General features: G+C 61.8%; 16 protein-coding genes. 9 read left to right on the forward strand and 7 right to left on the reverse strand.

Translation table 11 applies throughout. The features are described from left to right. Positions 1-22: 22 nt before the first annotated feature. Positions 23-808: an outer membrane protein OmpK gene (locus BT204_RS19870; protein WP_003192827.1), complete on the forward strand. Its 786-nt coding sequence runs from the start codon at positions 23-25 to the stop codon at positions 806-808. Positions 809-916: 108 nt separating this feature from the next. On the opposite strand, the gene BT204_RS19875 is transcribed toward BT204_RS19870, so the two are convergent. Further along, a complete protein-coding gene (locus tag BT204_RS19875) occupies positions 917-2,065 on the reverse strand; it encodes a patatin-like phospholipase family protein (RefSeq protein ID WP_072448031.1) in 1,149 nt (382 codons plus the stop codon). A gap of 30 nt (positions 2,066-2,095) precedes the next feature. Next, entirely contained in the window at positions 2,096-3,031 is a 936-nt protein-coding gene (locus BT204_RS19880) for a lipid A biosynthesis lauroyl acyltransferase (RefSeq protein WP_054920436.1), read from the reverse strand. A 119-nt stretch (positions 3,032-3,150) separates the two neighbouring features. Here BT204_RS19880 and minC point away from each other — a divergent pair, with 119 nt between their 5' ends. From minC to BT204_RS19915, 8 genes are all read left to right on the forward strand, one after another. Further along, positions 3,151-3,888, forward strand: coding sequence for a septum site-determining protein MinC (minC, locus tag BT204_RS19885; protein ID WP_003192832.1), 738 nt, complete (start codon positions 3,151-3,153; stop codon positions 3,886-3,888). A gap of 198 nt (positions 3,889-4,086) precedes the next feature. Further along, positions 4,087-4,899: a septum site-determining protein MinD gene (minD, locus tag BT204_RS19890; protein WP_003192835.1), complete on the forward strand. Its 813-nt coding sequence runs from the start codon at positions 4,087-4,089 to the stop codon at positions 4,897-4,899. Between the two features lie 3 nt (positions 4,900-4,902). Beyond that, positions 4,903-5,157, forward strand: a complete 255-nt coding sequence (gene minE / locus BT204_RS19895) for a cell division topological specificity factor MinE (RefSeq protein ID WP_003175252.1) — start codon at positions 4,903-4,905, stop codon at positions 5,155-5,157. 106 nt (positions 5,158-5,263) lie between these two features. Continuing rightward, positions 5,264-5,899 carry an RluA family pseudouridine synthase gene (locus BT204_RS19900; protein WP_003192838.1) on the forward strand — a complete coding sequence of 212 codons (636 nt, stop codon included), beginning with the start codon at positions 5,264-5,266 and terminating at the stop codon, positions 5,897-5,899. A 171-nt stretch (positions 5,900-6,070) separates the two neighbouring features. Beyond that, on the forward strand, positions 6,071-7,360 hold the full coding sequence (locus BT204_RS19905; protein ID WP_003192841.1) for a M18 family aminopeptidase: 1,290 nt from the start codon (positions 6,071-6,073) through the stop codon (positions 7,358-7,360). 191 nt (positions 7,361-7,551) lie between these two features. Further along, complete coding sequence (locus BT204_RS27940) at positions 7,552-7,728, forward strand: hypothetical protein (RefSeq protein ID WP_164692207.1); 177 nt, start codon at positions 7,552-7,554, stop codon at positions 7,726-7,728. A gap of 72 nt (positions 7,729-7,800) precedes the next feature. Continuing rightward, on the forward strand, positions 7,801-9,966 hold the full coding sequence (locus BT204_RS19910; RefSeq protein ID WP_072448033.1) for a mechanosensitive ion channel family protein: 2,166 nt from the start codon (positions 7,801-7,803) through the stop codon (positions 9,964-9,966). Positions 9,967-9,982: 16 nt separating this feature from the next. Continuing rightward, complete coding sequence (locus tag BT204_RS19915) at positions 9,983-11,329, forward strand: amidohydrolase (protein WP_054896340.1); 1,347 nt, start codon at positions 9,983-9,985, stop codon at positions 11,327-11,329. Positions 11,330-11,438: 109 nt separating this feature from the next. On the opposite strand, the gene BT204_RS19920 is transcribed toward BT204_RS19915, so the two are convergent. The 5 genes from BT204_RS19920 to BT204_RS19940 form a co-directional block, all read right to left on the reverse strand. Further along, a complete protein-coding gene (locus tag BT204_RS19920; RefSeq protein WP_003192847.1) occupies positions 11,439-11,663 on the reverse strand; it encodes an MbtH family protein in 225 nt (74 codons plus the stop codon). Between the two features lie 82 nt (positions 11,664-11,745). Beyond that, positions 11,746-13,146 (reverse strand): aspartate aminotransferase family protein, encoded by a 1,401-nt coding sequence (locus BT204_RS19925; protein WP_054896341.1) that lies wholly within the window; start codon positions 13,144-13,146, stop codon positions 11,746-11,748. A 274-nt stretch (positions 13,147-13,420) separates the two neighbouring features. Continuing rightward, complete coding sequence (locus BT204_RS19930) at positions 13,421-14,188, reverse strand: N-acetylmuramoyl-L-alanine amidase (protein ID WP_072448034.1); 768 nt, start codon at positions 14,186-14,188, stop codon at positions 13,421-13,423. A gap of 123 nt (positions 14,189-14,311) precedes the next feature. Further along, complete coding sequence (locus tag BT204_RS19935; RefSeq protein WP_072448036.1) at positions 14,312-15,634, reverse strand: ATP-binding protein; 1,323 nt, start codon at positions 15,632-15,634, stop codon at positions 14,312-14,314. Beyond that, positions 15,631-16,311 (reverse strand): response regulator, encoded by a 681-nt coding sequence (locus tag BT204_RS19940; RefSeq protein ID WP_014719307.1) that lies wholly within the window; start codon positions 16,309-16,311, stop codon positions 15,631-15,633. The genes BT204_RS19935 and BT204_RS19940 overlap by 4 nt, the downstream gene beginning before the upstream one ends. Positions 16,312-16,459: the final 148 nt, after the last annotated feature.

The raw sequence follows: 16,459 nt of genomic DNA on the forward strand, positions 1-16,459 counted from the left end.
ATTTTAACTCGGGAGCAACCGAATGAAACCTATGTTCAAAGGCCTGATGCTGGCTGGATCACTGTTGGCCGGTGGCCAGGCCGTAGCCGGTGACTTGTTGCAGTGGCAAAACAACAGCCTGACTTATCTGTGGGGCAAGAGCTTTACCGTCAACCCGCAGATCCAGCAAACCGTCACCTTCGAACATGCCGACGCATGGAAGTACGGCGACAACTTCTTCTTCCTCGACCGTATCTTTTACAACGGCAAGGAAGACGGCAATGTCGGCCCGAATACTTACTACGGCGAGTTCAGCCCGCGTTTGTCGTTCGGCAAGATCCTGGACAAGGACCTGTCGTTCGGCCCGATCAAGGACGTGCTGCTGGCCTTCACCTATGAGTTCGGCGAGGGCGATAACGAGTCCTACCTGCTGGGTCCGGCGTTCGACTTGAACATCCCCGGTTTCGACTACTTCCAGTTGAACTTCTACCAGCGCCAGACCGAGGGCAATCGCCCGGGTGACGGCGTGTGGCAGATCACTCCGGTCTGGTCGTACACCATTCCCGTGGGTAATTCCGACGTGCTGATCGACGGTTTCATGGACTGGGTGGTGGATAACGACAAGAACGCCCGCGGCACTTATCACGCCAACCTGCACTTCAACCCGCAGGTCAAATACGACTTGGGCAAGGCGCTGCATTGGGGCGACAAGCAGTTGTATGTGGGTTTTGAATACGACTACTGGAAGAACAAGTACGGGATTGAAGACAGCGGCGCCTTCAAGACAACCCAGGACACAGCAAGCTTCCTGGTCAAATACCACTTCTAAAGGTTGACCGCGGTTCCCTGTGGGAGCTGGCTTGCCTGCGATCGCGATGTGTCTGTGCCAACAGTGTTGGCTGGCATACCGCTATCGCAGGCAAGCCAGCTCCCACATTCAGTTCGGCGTCAGGCCCAGGAAACGAGTGATTTCTTCGCGCTTGGCCAGCGCATCCTTGCGCCCCAGTTCGATCAACTCACTGCAATACCCCCCCTCGAACAACAGATAACTCAACACCCCTGCCCCGCTGGTCTTGGTCGCCCCCGGCCCGCGCAAAAACACACGCAACGCCGCCGGCAATTCCTGGCGATGTCGCGCGGCGATTTCATCGATGGGCTGGCTGGGCGCAATCACCAGCACATCCACCGGCGCCAGGCCCTGTACCGCGGCATCGGCAGGGACAACCCGACTGAACTGATTCAAGCGCTCCAGCAGCTCGATATCGCTTTCCAGGCTGTCAATGAACGTGCTGTTGAGCATGTGCCCGCCGATTTGCGCCAGGGTCGGTTGCTGGCCGGTGTAGGTGCGTTGCGTCGAGGCTTCATTGCCCCTTGGGTTGCCGCTCACACCGACGACCAATACGCGGCTGGCCCCCAGGTGCAAGGCCGGGCTGATGGGCGCTGACTGCCGCACGGCGCCATCGCCGAAGTACTCTTCGTCAAGTTTGACCGGAGCGAACAACAGCGGAATCGCGGAGCTTGCCAACAGGTGCTCTACCGTCAGTTGGGTCGGTACCCCAATGCGCCGATGACGCAACCAGGCATCGATGGTGCCGCCGCCCTGATAGAAGGTCACCGCTTGCCCGGACTCATAGCCAAAGGCCGTCACCGCCACCGCCTGCAAGTGCTTGCGGCGGATAGCCTCGTCGATACCGTCCAAGTTCAAGCGTTCCTGCAACAGGTCGCGCAGCGGCGAGCTGTCGAGCAACGCCACCGGCACCTGGCTACCCAGGCCCAACAGGCTATGGATCAGGAAACGACTGGCCTGGCGCATCACCCCCGGCCAGTCACTGCGCAGCACCTGATGGCTGCGAAAGCCCTGCCAGAATGCGGTCAGCCGTTGGATGGCTGCCGAAAAATCACTGGCGCCGCTGGCCAGGCTCACCGCATTGATTGCACCAGCCGAGGTGCCGACGATCACCGGAAAAGGATTCGCTGTCCCCGCAGGCAGCAACTCGGCAATCGCCGCCAGCACCCCCACCTGATACGCCGCTCGCGCCCCGCCGCCAGAAAGAATCAAGCCTGTGACCGGTTCAGCTTGGCGCATTGCATCAATCCATGTGAGAAAGGGTTGGGCTTATCGACGGCGCTTTTCGTACAACTTGGGCTCACCCGGCGGCCGGCTCTTGAAGCGGCGATGGGTCCACAGGTATTGCTCAGGGCATGCGCGTACCGAGGCTTCGACCCACTGGTTGATGCGCAGGCAGTCGATCTCGTCGGTTTCACCCGGGAAGTCGGTCAGCGGCGGATGGATCACCAGGCGGTACCCGCTACCGTCAGCCAGGCGCTCCTGAGTAAACGGCACCACCAGCGCCTTGCCCAGGCGTGCGAATTTGCTGGTAGCGGTAACGGTAGCAGCCTGGATGCCGAACAACGGCACGAAGATGCTTTGCTTGGCGCCGTAGTCCTGGTCCGGTGCGTACCAGATGGCCCGGCCGGCGCGCAGCAGCTTGAGCATGCCGCGCACGTCGTCGCGCTCCACGGCCAGGGAATCGAGGTTGTGGCGTTCACGGCCACGGCGCTGGATAAAGTCGAACAGCGGGTTGCCGTGTTCGCGGTACATGCCGTCAATGGTGTGCTTCTGCCCCAGCAGCGCCGCGCCGATTTCCAGGGTGGTGAAGTGCAGCGCCATGAGGATCACGCCCTTGCCGTCCAACTGCGCCTGCGTGAGGTGCTCCAGCCCTTCGACATGGGCCAGGCGCGCCAGGCGCGGCTTGGGCCACCACCAGCTCATGGCCATTTCAAAGAAGGCGATGCCGGTGGAAGCGAAGTTTTCCTTGAGCAGGCGTTTGCGTTCCTTGACGGATTTTTCCGGGAAGCACAGCTCTAGGTTGCGCGCCGCGATGCGGCGACGATCACCTGCCACGCGGTACATGCCCGCGCCCAGCAGGCGACCAATGGTCAACAGCGCCCGATACGGCAATTGAGTGACCAGCCACAGCAGGCCGAGCCCCAGCCATAGCAGCCAAAAACGCGGGTGAAGAAATACAGCTCGAAAACGCGGGCGATCCATTACAGATTCCGGTAAAGACAAGGGCCGCGCATTCTACAACGGTTCGACTCGGCTTGCGGCGGGTGAGTGTTCTCGTTATAAGTCTCGACACTTTTCGTGACAAGCCGCTTTCGCCGACCATGAGCCAAACCGAACCGCTAGACCAAGATCCCGTGTTCCAGCTAAAAGGCAGCATGCTCGCCATTACCGTGCTGGAACTGGCCCGCAATGACCTCGACGCCCTGGACCGCCAACTGGCCGCCAAGGTCGCCCTGGCGCCGAACTTCTTCAACAACGCCCCGCTGGTGCTGGCGCTGGACAAGCTGCCGGCTGGCCAGGGCGTGATTGATTTGCCCGGCCTGATGCGCGTATGCCGTTCCCATGGCCTGCGCACACTGGCGATTCGCGCCAGCCGCATCGAAGACATTGCCGCCGCCATCGCCATTGAACTGCCAGTACTGCCACCGTCCGGCGCCCGCGAGCGTGCGCTGGAGCCATTGGTCGGCGAAGAAAAGAAAAAACCGGAAAAACCACCGGAGCCTGCGATCAGGCCTACAAAGATCATCACCTCGCCGGTACGCGGCGGGCAGCAGATTTACGCCCAGGGCGGCGACCTTGTGGTGGTTTCCTCGGTCAGCCCGGGGGCGGAACTTCTTGCCGATGGCAACATCCATGTATACGGCCCGATGCGCGGACGCGCCCTGGCCGGCATCAAGGGGGATACCAAGGCACGTATTTTCTGCCAGCAGTTGACCGCCGAGCTGGTTTCCATCGCGGGTCAGTACAAGGTTTCCGAAGATTTGCGCCGCGATCCACTGTGGGGCGCTTCGGTACAGGTCAACCTGTCGGGCGATGTGTTGAACATCATCCGTCTTTAACGGATACTGCCGCATTTTCCAAGCATCTCTAGACTCTGATAGCAAAGCGAAACCGGCAAGACTTGTGTAGGACTAATTGGAAGTTGGTGTTTCCCCATGGAAACTCCTTCTTTTCCTGCAAAGGCTGTCCGCCTGCAGCGAGTTTCAAGAGATGTTTTTCAGGGACCGAAAGTCCTTTTTCCTTAGGGGTGAAACACCTTGGCCAAGATTCTCGTGGTTACATCCGGCAAGGGTGGTGTGGGTAAGACCACCACCAGCGCCGCTATCGGTACCGGCCTCGCTCTGCGCGGCCACAAGACAGTCATCGTCGACTTCGACGTCGGTCTGCGTAACCTTGACCTGATCATGGGCTGCGAGCGTCGCGTGGTGTATGACTTCGTCAACGTGGTGAACGGCGAAGCCAACCTGCAACAGGCCCTGATCAAGGACAAGCGCCTTGAGAACCTGTACGTGCTGGCTGCCAGCCAGACCCGTGACAAAGACGCGCTGACCAAAGAAGGCGTCGGCAAAGTCCTCGCCGAGCTCAAGGAAACCTTCGAATACGTGGTCTGCGATTCTCCGGCCGGTATCGAAACCGGTGCTCACCTGGCGATGTACTTCGCCGACGAAGCCATCGTGGTAACCAACCCGGAAGTCTCCTCCGTACGTGACTCGGACCGCATGCTCGGCCTGTTGGCCAGCAAGTCCAAGCGCGCCGAAGAAGGCCAGGACCCGATCAAGGAGCACCTGCTGCTCACCCGCTACAACCCGGAGCGCGTCAACAACGGCGAAATGCTGGGTGTTGAAGACGTGAAGGAAATCCTCGCCGTGACCCTGCTGGGCGTGATTCCGGAATCCCAGGCCGTCCTGAAGGCATCCAACCAGGGCGTACCGGTGATTCTCGACGACCAGAGCGACGCCGGCCAGGCGTACAGCGATGCAGTTGATCGCTTGCTGGGCAAGACCGTGGAACACCGCTTCCTCGATGTCAAGAAGAAGGGATTCTTCGAGCGTATCTTTGGAGGCAACTAAACAATGAAATTTCTCGACTTCTTTCGCGCCAACAAAAAGCCAAGTACCGCGTCGGTAGCGAAAGAGCGTCTACAGATCATCGTGGCGCACGAACGCGGCCAACGCAGCACGCCGGATTACCTGCCAGCCTTGCAGAAGGAACTGGTCGAGGTGATCCGCAAGTACGTCAATATCGGCAACGATGACGTGCATGTCGCCCTGGAAAATGACGGCAGCTGCTCGATTCTGGAACTCAATATCACCCTGCCCGATCGTTGATCGAACGGGCGGTCGCCACGGCGGCTCCACTGACGGCCCCCTCGCTCCTACAGGGTGAGGGGGCCGTCAGTGGAGCCGCCGTTGGCGTTTGTTACGAGGCTGTTTAATGCCGCTGTCCAATATCCATATCCTGCATCAGGACGACGCTGTCCTGGTGGTGAACAAGCCGACCCTGCTGCTCTCGGTGCCTGGTCGCGCCGACGACAACAAGGACTGCCTGATCACTCGCCTGCAGGAAAACGGCTACCCCGAAGCCCGCATCGTCCATCGCCTGGACTGGGAAACGTCGGGGATCATCCTGCTGGCCCGGGACGCGGATACCCACCGCGAACTGTCCCGCCAGTTTCACGACCGCGAGACCGAAAAGGCCTACACCGCCCTGGCCTGGGGCCAACCGGCACTGGACAGCGGCAGCATTGACCTGCCCCTGCGCTACGACCCGCCGACCAAGCCCCGCCATGTGGTCGACCATGAGTTCGGCAAACATGCACTGACCTTCTGGAAAGTCCTGGAGCGTTGCGGCGACTGGTGCCGCGTAGAGCTGACACCCATCACCGGGCGCTCGCACCAGTTGCGCGTGCATATGTTGTCCATCGGGCATCCGTTGCTGGGCGATGGTCTGTACGCCCATGAACAAGCCCTGGCCGCCTGGCCGCGCCTGTGCCTGCATGCAAGCATGCTCAGCTTCACCCATCCGCAAAGCGGCGAGCGCCTGCGCTTCGAGTGCCCAGCCCCTTTTTAAGACAAAGACGATGACCTTGTAGGAGCGAGCTTGCTCGCGAAGAACCTGAGAACACCGCGTATAGCCTGAATGGCTGCGGTGCCGTTGAGTTTTTCGCGAGCAAGCTCGCTCCTACAATGAATCGGCGGGGCCAATACGGTAAACTCCGCACACTGCTGTCTGGAGCTATTTATGCGCGAAGCGTTGAATCAAGGCCTGATCGACTTCCTCAAGGCCTCCCCTACTCCTTTTCACGCCACTGCCGCCCTGGCCCAACGCCTGGAAGCGGCCGGTTACCAGCGTCTCGACGAGCGCGACACCTGGGCCACCGAGGCCAACGGTCGCTACTACGTGACCCGCAACGATTCCTCGATCATCGCCTTCAAGCTCGGCCGCCAATCGCCGCTGCAGGACGGTATCCGCATGGTCGGCGCCCATACCGACAGCCCATGCCTGCGGGTCAAGCCCCAGCCGGAGCTGCAACGTCAGGGCTTCTGGCAACTGGGCGTGGAAGTCTACGGCGGCGCGCTACTGGCGCCCTGGTTCGACCGCGACCTGTCCCTGGCAGGCCGTGTTACCTTCCGCCGCGATGGCAAGGTCGAGAGCCAACTGATCGATTTCAAGCTGCCGATCGCCATCATTCCCAACCTGGCCATTCACCTCAACCGTGAAGCCAACCAGGGCTGGGCAATCAATGCCCAGACCGAGCTGCCGCCGATCCTGGCGCAGTTTGCCGGTGACGAACGCGTGGACTTTCGCGCCGTGCTCACCGAACAGTTGGCCCGCGAGCATGGGTTGAATGCCGATGTGGTGCTCGACTACGAGCTGAGTTTCTACGACACCCAAAGTGCTGCCGTGATCGGCCTCAATGGCGACTTCATTGCCGGTGCGCGCCTGGACAACCTGCTGTCGTGCTACGCCGGCTTGCAAGCCTTGCTCACCAGCGACACCGATGAAACCTGCGTGCTGGTATGCAACGACCACGAAGAAGTCGGCTCCTGCTCGGCCTGCGGTGCCGATGGCCCGATGCTGGAACAGACCCTGCGTCGCCTGCTGCCCGAAGGTGAAGAATTCGTACGCACCATTCAGAAATCCCTGCTGGTATCGGCAGACAACGCCCACGGCGTGCACCCCAACTACGCCGAGAAACACGACGCCAACCACGGCCCGAAACTCAACGCCGGCCCGGTGATCAAGGTCAACAGCAACCAGCGCTACGCCACCAACAGCGAAACCGCCGGGTTCTTCCGCCACCTGTGCATGGCCCAGGAAGTGCCAGTGCAAAGCTTCGTGGTGCGCAGCGACATGGGCTGCGGCTCGACCATCGGCCCCATCACTGCCAGCCACCTGGGCGTGCGCACCGTGGACATCGGCTTGCCGACCTTTGCCATGCACTCGATCCGCGAGCTGTGCGGCAGCCATGACCTGGCGCATCTGGTCAAGGTGCTGGGGGCGTTCTACGCCAGTCGCGATTTACCCTGAGACCCAGGCGCGCCCATCGCGGGCAAGCCCGCTCCCACATTTGATCTGTGAATGCATTTCAGTGTGGGAGCGGGCTTGCCCGCGATGGGTTTCCAAACAGATATAAGGCTATCTGACTCACATCAACTGCACTTCTGCCAATCCGGCCTAGACTTGTCAGAACTTCCAGTCCGACAAGGCCGCCCCTCGCCATGATCTCAATGTCCTCATTCCACGCCATGCTGATCCCCATCGTGATCGGCATGATCATGCTCGCGGTCGGCTTCAACTTTCGCGACAAGCCTCTGGGCGTGTTTGGCATGTGGATCGGCATGCTGTTGATCCTCGGCACCGTGCTCTACAAGATCCTCGCCAAACTGGCGCAGTGACAAATGCGCTCGCATTGGGCATAGCGGCCTCGTACACTCGGTCAATTCGTCGTTTTCAAGGTTGACCGCCTCGTGCTTTCCCGTCTGTTTGCCCTGCCCTGCTACCTGCTGATCGCCCTGCTCACGCTGCTGCCAGTGATGCCCGCCCAAGCCGTGGGCTTGCCCGGGATGCTGGGCGGCTCCAGCAAGACCCAACCCCGGGCGGAAGTGCCCCTGGGGCAGTCGCTGGACGAAGTGATCAAGACCCTGGAAAACGACCAGCAACGCACCCAGTTGCTCAGCGACCTGAAAAAACTGCGCGCCGCCACGCAAAAGGCCCAGCCCGCCGCCGAACTCGGGGTACTCGGGTTGATCGGCAGTACGCTGTCGGGCTTTGAGCAGCAGTTTTCCGGCGCCGACAGCCCGCTGGGGCGCTGGTCCAATGAAGTCGACCTGGCCAAGGATGAACTGGCCGCCCTGATGTTGCCGGCCAGCGAATGGCTGCCGATCATCTTCGGTTTTGCCGTGATCCTGGCCGTATGGAGTCTGCTGGCCGCTGCGCTGATCTGGCTCAGCCATCGGGTGCGCGAGCGTTTCGGCCTGCCCGAAGAGCTGCCGCAGCACCCGCGCACCTGGGACATGCTGCGCTTTGCCCTGCGCAAGCTGGGCCCCTGGCTGATCGCTTTGGTGATTACGGTTTACCTCAGTTACGCCCTGCCTTCCTCCCTGGGCAAATCCCTGGCCATGGTGCTGGCCTATGCCTTGGTGGTCGGCACCTGTTTCTCGGCAATCTGCGTGATTGCCTTCTCCGTACTCGACGGCCCGCACCGCCACCGCGCCTTGTATATCCTGCGCCACCAGGCGTTCCGCCCGCTGTGGTGGATCGGCAGTTTTGCCGCCTTCGGCGAAGCCTTGAGCGACCCGCGCCTGGTTGCCGCGCTCGGCCAGCATCTGGCCCACACCGCCGCGACCGTGGCCAATGTCATGGCGGCGTTGTCCACCGGGGTGTTTATCCTGCGTTTCCGCCGGCCCATCGCGCACCTGATTCGCAACCAGCCGCTGTCGCGCCGACTGACCCGCCGCGCCCTCACCGATACTCTGTCGATCATCGGCACCTTCTGGTACATCCCGGCTCTTCTGCTGGTGGGCATCTCACTGTTCGCCACCTTCCTGTCGGCCGGCGACACCAGCACCGCCCTGCGCCAGTCGTTGCTGTGCACGGTGCTGCTGGTGTTGTGCATGGTGATCAACGGCCTGGTGCGCCGCCACGCTCTCAAGCCGCAACGCGGGCACAAACGCCACGCGCTGTACTCCGAACGCCTCAAAGGCTTTGTCTACACCCTGGTGCACCTGGTGGTGTGGCTGGTATTCATCGAACTGGGGCTGCGGGTCTGGGGCCTGTCGATGATTCGCTTTACCGAAGGTGAAGGTCATGAAATAGCCGTAAAGCTGTTCGGCCTCGGTGGGACCTTGTTGTTTGCCTGGCTGATCTGGATCCTCAGCGACACCGCGATTCACCACGCACTGACCCGTTCGCGCAAAGGCCTGGCCAACGCGCGTGCGCAAACCATGATGCCGCTGATCCGCAACGTGCTGTTCGTGACCATCTTCATCATCGCCGCCATCGTGGCCTTGGCGAACATGGGTATGAACGTCACGCCCCTGCTGGCCGGTGCGGGCGTGATCGGTATCGCCATCGGCTTTGGTGCGCAATCGCTAGTAGCCGACTTGATCACCGGCTTGTTCATCATCATCGAAGACTCCCTGGCCATCGACGACTACGTGGACGTCGGCGGCCACCTCGGTACCGTAGAGGGCCTGACCATCCGTACCGTGCGCCTGCGCGATATCGACGGCATCGTGCACACCATCCCGTTCAGCGAAATCAAGAGCATCAAGAACTACTCCCGCGAGTTCGGCTACGCCATCTTCCGGGTGGCGATCCCTTACAACATGGAAATCGACGACGCGATCAAACTGATGCGCGAGGTCGGCCATGCCATGCGCAACGACCCGCTGCAACGCCGCAATATCTGGTCGCCGCTGGAGATCCAGGGCGTGGAAAGCTTCGAGTCCGGCAGCGCGATCCTGCGCGCACGCTTCAAGACCGCGCCGATCAAGCAGTGGGAAGTGTCGCGGGCATTCAACCTGTCGCTCAAGCGGCACCTGGATGAAGCCGGGCTGGACCTGGCGACACCGCGCTTGAGCGTGCAGGTGCAGACTGCCGGCAGCGTGCAGGAGAAAGATCCACAACAATAAGCAAGGAGAGGTTGGTATGCGAATGAACGGTCTGACACACCAATGGGTTTTGGGTCTGCTCGGCGCGGTCGCGAGCAGTGCAGTGATCGCCGCCAGCAGCGGCCAGGACAGTGCCCGGGAAACCATTGCCGCCCAGGCAAAAATCCTCGAACCCAGCCTGTTGGAAACCCGCCGCGATATCCACGCCCATCCGGAACTGGGCAATACCGAAACCCGCACCGCCGAGTTGGTCGCCAAACAGTTGCGCGAACTCGGCCTTGAGGTGAAGACCGGGGTGGCCCGCACTGGCGTCGTCGCCATCTTGAAAGGCGCCCTGCCCGGCCCGACCGTGGCCCTGCGCGCAGACATGGATGCGCTGCCGGTCAAGGAAGTCGCCGACCTGCCCTTCGCCTCCAAAGCCAAGGGCACCTACCTGGGCAAAGAAGTCGACGTGATGCACGCCTGCGGCCACGACGCCCATACCGCTATCCTGCTGAGCACTGCGAAGATTCTCACCGGGATGCGCGAGCGCCTGCCCGGCACCGTGGTGTTTTATTTCCAACCGGCCGAAGAAGGCCCCAGCGACTTTATCCCCGACGGCAAGAACACCTGGGGTGCGAAGATGATGGTGCAGGAAGGCGTGATGAAAGCGCCCAAGCCCGATGCGGTATTTGGCCTGCATGTGTGGGCCGGTGTGCCTGCCGGGCAAATCGCCTACCGCCCTGGCCCAACCCTGGCCAGCTCCGATGACCTGCGCATCAGGATCCTCGGCAAACAGACCCACGCCGGCCGCCCCTGGGACGGTATCGACCCGATCACCGTTGGCGCTCAAACCATTGTCGGCCTGCAGACCGTGGTCAGCCGCCGTACCGATATTTCGTCATTCCCCTCTGTGGTGAGCATCGGCACCATCAACGGTGGCACCCGCTATAACATCATCCCCGAGTCGGTGGACATGAGCGGCACCATTCGCTCCTACGACTACGGTATCCGCCAGAAGCTGCATGCAGACGTGCGTCAAACCGTAGAGAAAATCGCCGAAAGCGGTGGCGCCAAGGCCGAAGTGACGATCATCGAGAAGTACGACCCCACCATCAACAACCCGGCGCTGACCGAGAAAATGCTGCCGAGCCTGCGCTGGGCGGCTCAGGATGATGTGGTGCAAGGCCCGTTGGTGGGTGGCGCCGAAGACTTCTCGTTCTATGCCAAGGAGGCGCCGGGGCTGTTTGTCTTCCTGGGGGTGACCCCAAGGGATCAGGACATGAGCAAGGCGGCGCCGAATCACAACCCAGGGTTCTTTGTGGATGAGTCGGCGTTGGTGGTAGGCGTGAGGACGCTGGCGTCGTTGGCGACGGATTACCTCTATACCCATACCCCCCTGTAGGAGCGAGCTTGCTCGCGAAAAACTTCAGAACGCCGCGTTTATTCAGGGTAAACGCGGCGTTCTTGCGTTCTTCGCGAGCAAGCTCGCTCCTACAGTGTATTGGGGTGAATCAGTTGGCGAGGGCCGCGCCATCCATTTTCTGGCGCAGGCTCAACGGCCGCATGTCGGTCCACACTTCCTCGATATACGCCAGGCATTCCTTCTTCATGCCACTCTTGCCCACGGTGCGCCAGCCTTCCGGCACGGCCTTGTAGTCGGGCCAGATCGAATACTGTTCTTCATGGTTGACCACTACCTGAAAGAGGATGTCGTCGCGGTCAAATACTGAGGTCATTGCTGTTCTCCGTCGCTCAAAGGCTGGCTGCGCACCACGCGCAGCACCGATATCTGTAGAAACGTACCAAGGGCCTGGAAAATTACAGGCTGGCCACGGCCGCCGCCAAGGCACGCCCGAAAATCTCAGCCACCTGGTCGACTTCGCCAGCGGTGATCACCAGCGGTGGCAGGAAACGCACCACACTGCCATGGCGCCCGCCCAGTTCCAGGATCAGCCCGCGCTTGAGGCATTCGCGCTGCACCAGCGGCGCCAACTGGCGATGCACCGGTGGGTGGCCCTGACTATCAGGCGTGCCAGTCGGGTCTACCAGCTCCACCCCCAGCATCAGCCCACGCCCACGGATATCCCCCAGGTGCGGGAAGTCGCGCTGCAGGATGCGCAGGTGTTCGCCCAGGCGCTCGCCCATGGTCGCCGCATGGCCTGCCAGGTCGTGATCCTTGAGGTAGCGCATCACCGCCGAGCCCGCCGCCATCGCCATCTGGTTGCCGCGGAACGTCCCGGCATGGGCGCCCGGCAGCCAGGTGTCGAGCCAGTCGCGATACACCACCACCGCCAACGGCAGGCTGCCGCCAATCGCCTTGGACATGACCACCACGTCCGGAATGATGCCGGCGTGTTCGAAGGCAAACATTTTGCCGGTACGCCCAAAACCGCTCTGGATCTCATCGACGATCAGCGCCACCCCCGCTTGCGCGGTGATACGGCGCAGGCCACGCAGCCAGTCGAGGTCCGCCGGGATTACGCCGCCCTCACCCTGGACCACTTCGACAATCACCGCCGCTGGCAACAGCACGCCGGCTTCCGGGTCGTTGAGCAGGTTTTCCAGGTAATGCAGGTTGACCCGCACACCTTCGGCGCCACCCAGCCCAAACGGGCAACGGTAGTCATACGGGAATGGCAGGAATTGCACGCCATTGCCGAGCAAGGCGCCCAAGGGTTTCTTTGGCCCCAGGCTGCCCATCAAACTCAGCGCGCCCTGGCTCATGCCGTGATAGCCGCCCTGGAACGACAGCACGGTGCTGCGCCCGGTAGCAGTGCGCACCAGCTTCAACGCGGCTTCCACCGCATCAGTGCCGGTGGGGCCGCAGAACTGGATTTTCGCTTCTCGCGCCAGTTCCGACGGGAGCAAACCGAACAGGTCCTGCACGAATTGATCCTTGACCGGCGTGGTCAGGTCCAGGGTATGCAGGGGCAGTTCGTCGCTCAGCACTTGCTGGATGGCCTGGATCACCACCGGGTGGTTATGCCCCAGCGCCAGGGTTCCGGCGCCGGCCAGGCAGTCGATAAACCGCCGCCCCTCCACGTCCTCCACGTAAATGCCCTTGGCGCGTTTGAGTGCCAGGGGGATGCGCCGTGGGTAGCTGCGGGCGTTGGATTCCTGCTGGCGCTGGCGGGCCAGCAGCGGGCTTTCGTCAAACTGATAGAGCGTTTCCGCGGCCTGCACCGGGGCGTCTTCGATACGGCTGGTAGCGACTGACATCTGTGGATCCCTCAATACGCTGATGATCGTGACCAAACTGCCGATCCGTTGGCGTCTGGCCCAAGGGCATGCGCACGGATTTCCTGTTGTGGAGACGCTTCAGCGTGAAAAGGATTTAGGGGACGAGGGTTGTTAACTGATGAATGAAGATCCAATTGTAGGAGCGAGCTTGCTCGCGAAAAACTCCCCGGCGCCGCGTTTATCCAGAAAGCCCGCGGTATCGTTGACGTTTTTCGCGAGCAAGCTCGCTCCTACATTTGAACAGTGCTCGGTATTAAATCCCGCGGTACTTTTCGTTCAGGGCATACAAGATCGCGCACGTCTCTGCATCCAGGAATCCACAATAATCCCGTGGCCGAAAGTGCATCTGGAACGCCCGGGTGCGCTGTTCAAAGGCCCGGCGATTCTGCGCGGGCTTGTAGCCATAACGCTGAAACGCCCGCTCCACTTCGACCTCCGGCGGCAAGCCGAGACAAAAGCGGCGCTGGTACATCGCCCGGCTCGATTCATCAAACCAGGCCCCGATGCCGGCCTCATGCAGCACACGCCAGGGCAACCGAGGCCCAGGGTCGCTCTTTCGCCAGTAGGCCACGTCCGAATGCCCGAGCCAGTCAGTGGGGCCCACCTGTGGATAGCGCTCCAGCAGGTCGCGAAGCAATTCAATCAGTAGGTCAATCTGTGCCGGTGCGTACTCCGGAAAGGTAAAGACCCCCGCTTCATCCCGCGCCAGGTTGACGATTTCAATGCCCACCGAGCGGCTGTTGAGATCGGCCTTCCCCGCCCAATAGCTCACGCCTGCGTGCCAGGCGCGCTGGTCCTCGTCCACCAGGCGAAACACCCGCAGCTCTTCATAACCGGCAGCGCGGTAGCTGGGTTCAGCGGGATCGGGCACCAGATAGTGGGCGCTGACGCCATCTTGGGTGAGGGTGCGTAGCGAGGAAGCAAAGGGCGCGGCGGTGTAGTGCACAAGCACCTGCTGCACGGATTCGCCGCGGCGGTCGTTGAAATCCCTGGCGGGGAAACTGGTGTCGATCACCAACATAAGAACAGTCCTTTTCAATTCAGGCCGACTCATTCGGCCCGTTCAAGCGCAAAAAAATTACCGCCATCCTGAAGGCTTGAGCCTCAGGCGGGCGGTAATTATTTGCCACGTGAATAGGACTGCTCAGCGCCGCAACGGCATGCCCAGGTCGACCCGCATACCATCGGGCTGACTGTCGAAGTGCAACGAGCAGGAACAGCGCTGCACGATCGCCTGGACAATCGCCAGGCCCAGGCCACAGCCTTCGCTGCTGCCATTGCGCCAGAAGCGTTGGGTGAGGTATTGCAGGTCTTCGCTGGAGATTTGCTGGCCATGGTCACGCACGCGGAACACCACGTTAGCCGGAGTAGAAAACACCTGCAGTTCCACGCGGGTATCGGCCGGGGTATGGCGCAAGGCGTTGTCCAGCAGGTTACGCAAGGCCGCGACGGCAAGGCCCACAGGCATTGCCACTGGAACAGGGGAAAGATCCGGTGCCAGGATCAGATCAATGCGTGAATTGTCGCCGGCGTTGGCATCCTGGATCGCCAACCGAGCGACTTCCTCGGCACTGGACTGCAGGCCATCGTCAAACGACAGGCTGCCCTCCACCCGCGCCAGCAACAACAGTTGCTCCAGGGTGCGATGCAAGCGATCGGCGCCCTCCTCGGCGTGCGCCAGGGACTGGTCGCGGGCCGCGCCCTCGGTCATGCGCGCGACTTGCAGGTGGGTCTTGATCGCGGTCAACGGGCTGCGCAGTTCATGGGCGGCGTCACCGGTCAGGCGACGTTCGCGCTCGATGGTCTTGGCGATGCGCTGCAGCAATTGGTTCTGGGTGTCGAGCAACGGCTTGAGTTCACTGGGCAGCGGGTGAATCTGCAGAGGCTCGAGGGAGTCGACACTGCGCCGCATCAGGGCATCCCGCATACGGTTGAGCGGCACCAGGCTCTGGCCAATGCCCAGCCACAGCAGGCACAGGCAGCCCAGCAATGCCACGCCGACCGGCACCGACGCCGCCAGCAGGATCGACAGGTTGAGGGCTTCACGCTCCACCTGGCGGTCGGCGGTGGTGATCAACAAGTCGCCACGGGACAGGGTAAAACTGCGCCAGCCCACGCCGTCGATGATCTGGTCGCGAAAGCCGCTGCGGCGCGACTCCAACCCTTCCTCCGGCGTGGTATGGCTGCGCGCCAGGATCTCGCCACGCAAGGAGCTGACCTGGCAAGCCATGCCACCCGGCACATTCAGTTGTTCGGTGCGCAAATGCGCGCCCCCGCTGACGCTGGCCAGGCCCGGCATCTGCTCGGTGAGCCCGGCCACCATGCGCGCAGAAGCCACCAGGCGCTGGTCGAGGGAAAACATCATCTGGTTGCGCAAGTCGTTGAGCATCCAGGCGGCCGCCAGCACCCAGATCAGTACAAAAGCGGCGCCCAGCTTGAACGTCAGGCGCAGACGCAAGCTCTTCACGGCGTGTTTTCTCCCCCATCAGCCGTGCCGAGGCGATAGCCCAGCCCCCTGACGGTTTCGACGATGCCATTGCCCAACTTGCGCCGCAGGTGGTGGATATGCACGTTGAGGGCGTTGCTTTCCAGTTCGTCGCTGAAGCCGTAGACGCTGTCCTTGAGCTGTTCGCTGGACAGTACGCGGCCCTTGTTGTGCAACAGTGCCTGCAACAACGCCTGTTCACGCCGGGACAGATCCACCGGCTGGCCGCCGAGGAAGGTCTCGCGGCTGCTGGGGTCGTAGGCCAGGCGCCCATGTTCGATCAGGTTGACGCTGCGCCCCGCCACCCGGCGCAACAGGGTTTGCAGGCGAGCGGCGAGTTCACGCAAGTCGAAGGGCTTGAGCAGGTAATCGTCGGCGCCGGCTTGCAAGCCATCGACGCGGTTGGTCACCGAGTCCCGCGCGGTGAGGATCAGCACCGGAATGTCCAACCCCTGGCTGCGCTGTTGTTGCAGCAGCTTGAGGCCGTCTTCGTCGGGCAGGCCAAGGTCGAGCACCATGATGTCGAAGGCCGCGGCCTTGAGCATCGCCCGCGCCGCCGAGGCCGTGGCCACGCGCTCCACGGTAAAGCCCTGGGCGGTCAGGCCGGCCACGATGCCACTGGCGATCAGTTCGTCGTCTTCACAGACCAGTACGTGCATGGTTAACCCTTCATGAAAGATGGCGCGATTAGAAAAGCCACGGATTAAGCGCGCATTATGCCGCTAAAGTTCGCAACACCGGACAATCCCTACGCTCTAGAATAGCGGCGGTTAATCATCGGTTAATCAACGCCACACATTGTGTGCC

This window comes from Pseudomonas sp. NFPP02 (genome assembly GCF_900119355.1).
GTDB lineage: Bacteria > Pseudomonadota > Gammaproteobacteria > Pseudomonadales > Pseudomonadaceae > Aquipseudomonas > Aquipseudomonas paracarnis.

Coding starts and splice junctions, on each gene's coding strand:
- BT204_RS19880 (WP_054920436.1), bottom strand. CDS start 3,031: ATGGATCGCCCGCGTTTTCGAGCTGTATTTCTTCACCCGCGTTTTTGG.
- BT204_RS27940 (WP_164692207.1), top strand. CDS start 7,552: ATGATCTCAATGTCCTCATTCCACGCCATGCTGATCCCCATCGTGATC.
- BT204_RS19870 (WP_003192827.1), top strand. CDS start 23: ATGAAACCTATGTTCAAAGGCCTGATGCTGGCTGGATCACTGTTGGCC.
- BT204_RS19875 (WP_072448031.1), bottom strand. CDS start 2,065: ATGCGCCAAGCTGAACCGGTCACAGGCTTGATTCTTTCTGGCGGCGGG.
- BT204_RS19930 (WP_072448034.1), bottom strand. CDS start 14,188: ATGTTGGTGATCGACACCAGTTTCCCCGCCAGGGATTTCAACGACCGC.
- minC (WP_003192832.1), top strand. CDS start 3,151: ATGAGCCAAACCGAACCGCTAGACCAAGATCCCGTGTTCCAGCTAAAA.
- minE (WP_003175252.1), top strand. CDS start 4,903: ATGAAATTTCTCGACTTCTTTCGCGCCAACAAAAAGCCAAGTACCGCG.
- BT204_RS19940 (WP_014719307.1), bottom strand. CDS start 16,311: ATGCACGTACTGGTCTGTGAAGACGACGAACTGATCGCCAGTGGCATC.
- BT204_RS19905 (WP_003192841.1), top strand. CDS start 6,071: ATGCGCGAAGCGTTGAATCAAGGCCTGATCGACTTCCTCAAGGCCTCC.
- BT204_RS19925 (WP_054896341.1), bottom strand. CDS start 13,146: ATGTCAGTCGCTACCAGCCGTATCGAAGACGCCCCGGTGCAGGCCGCG.
- BT204_RS19900 (WP_003192838.1), top strand. CDS start 5,264: ATGCCGCTGTCCAATATCCATATCCTGCATCAGGACGACGCTGTCCTG.
- BT204_RS19915 (WP_054896340.1), top strand. CDS start 9,983: ATGCGAATGAACGGTCTGACACACCAATGGGTTTTGGGTCTGCTCGGC.
- BT204_RS19920 (WP_003192847.1), bottom strand. CDS start 11,663: ATGACCTCAGTATTTGACCGCGACGACATCCTCTTTCAGGTAGTGGTC.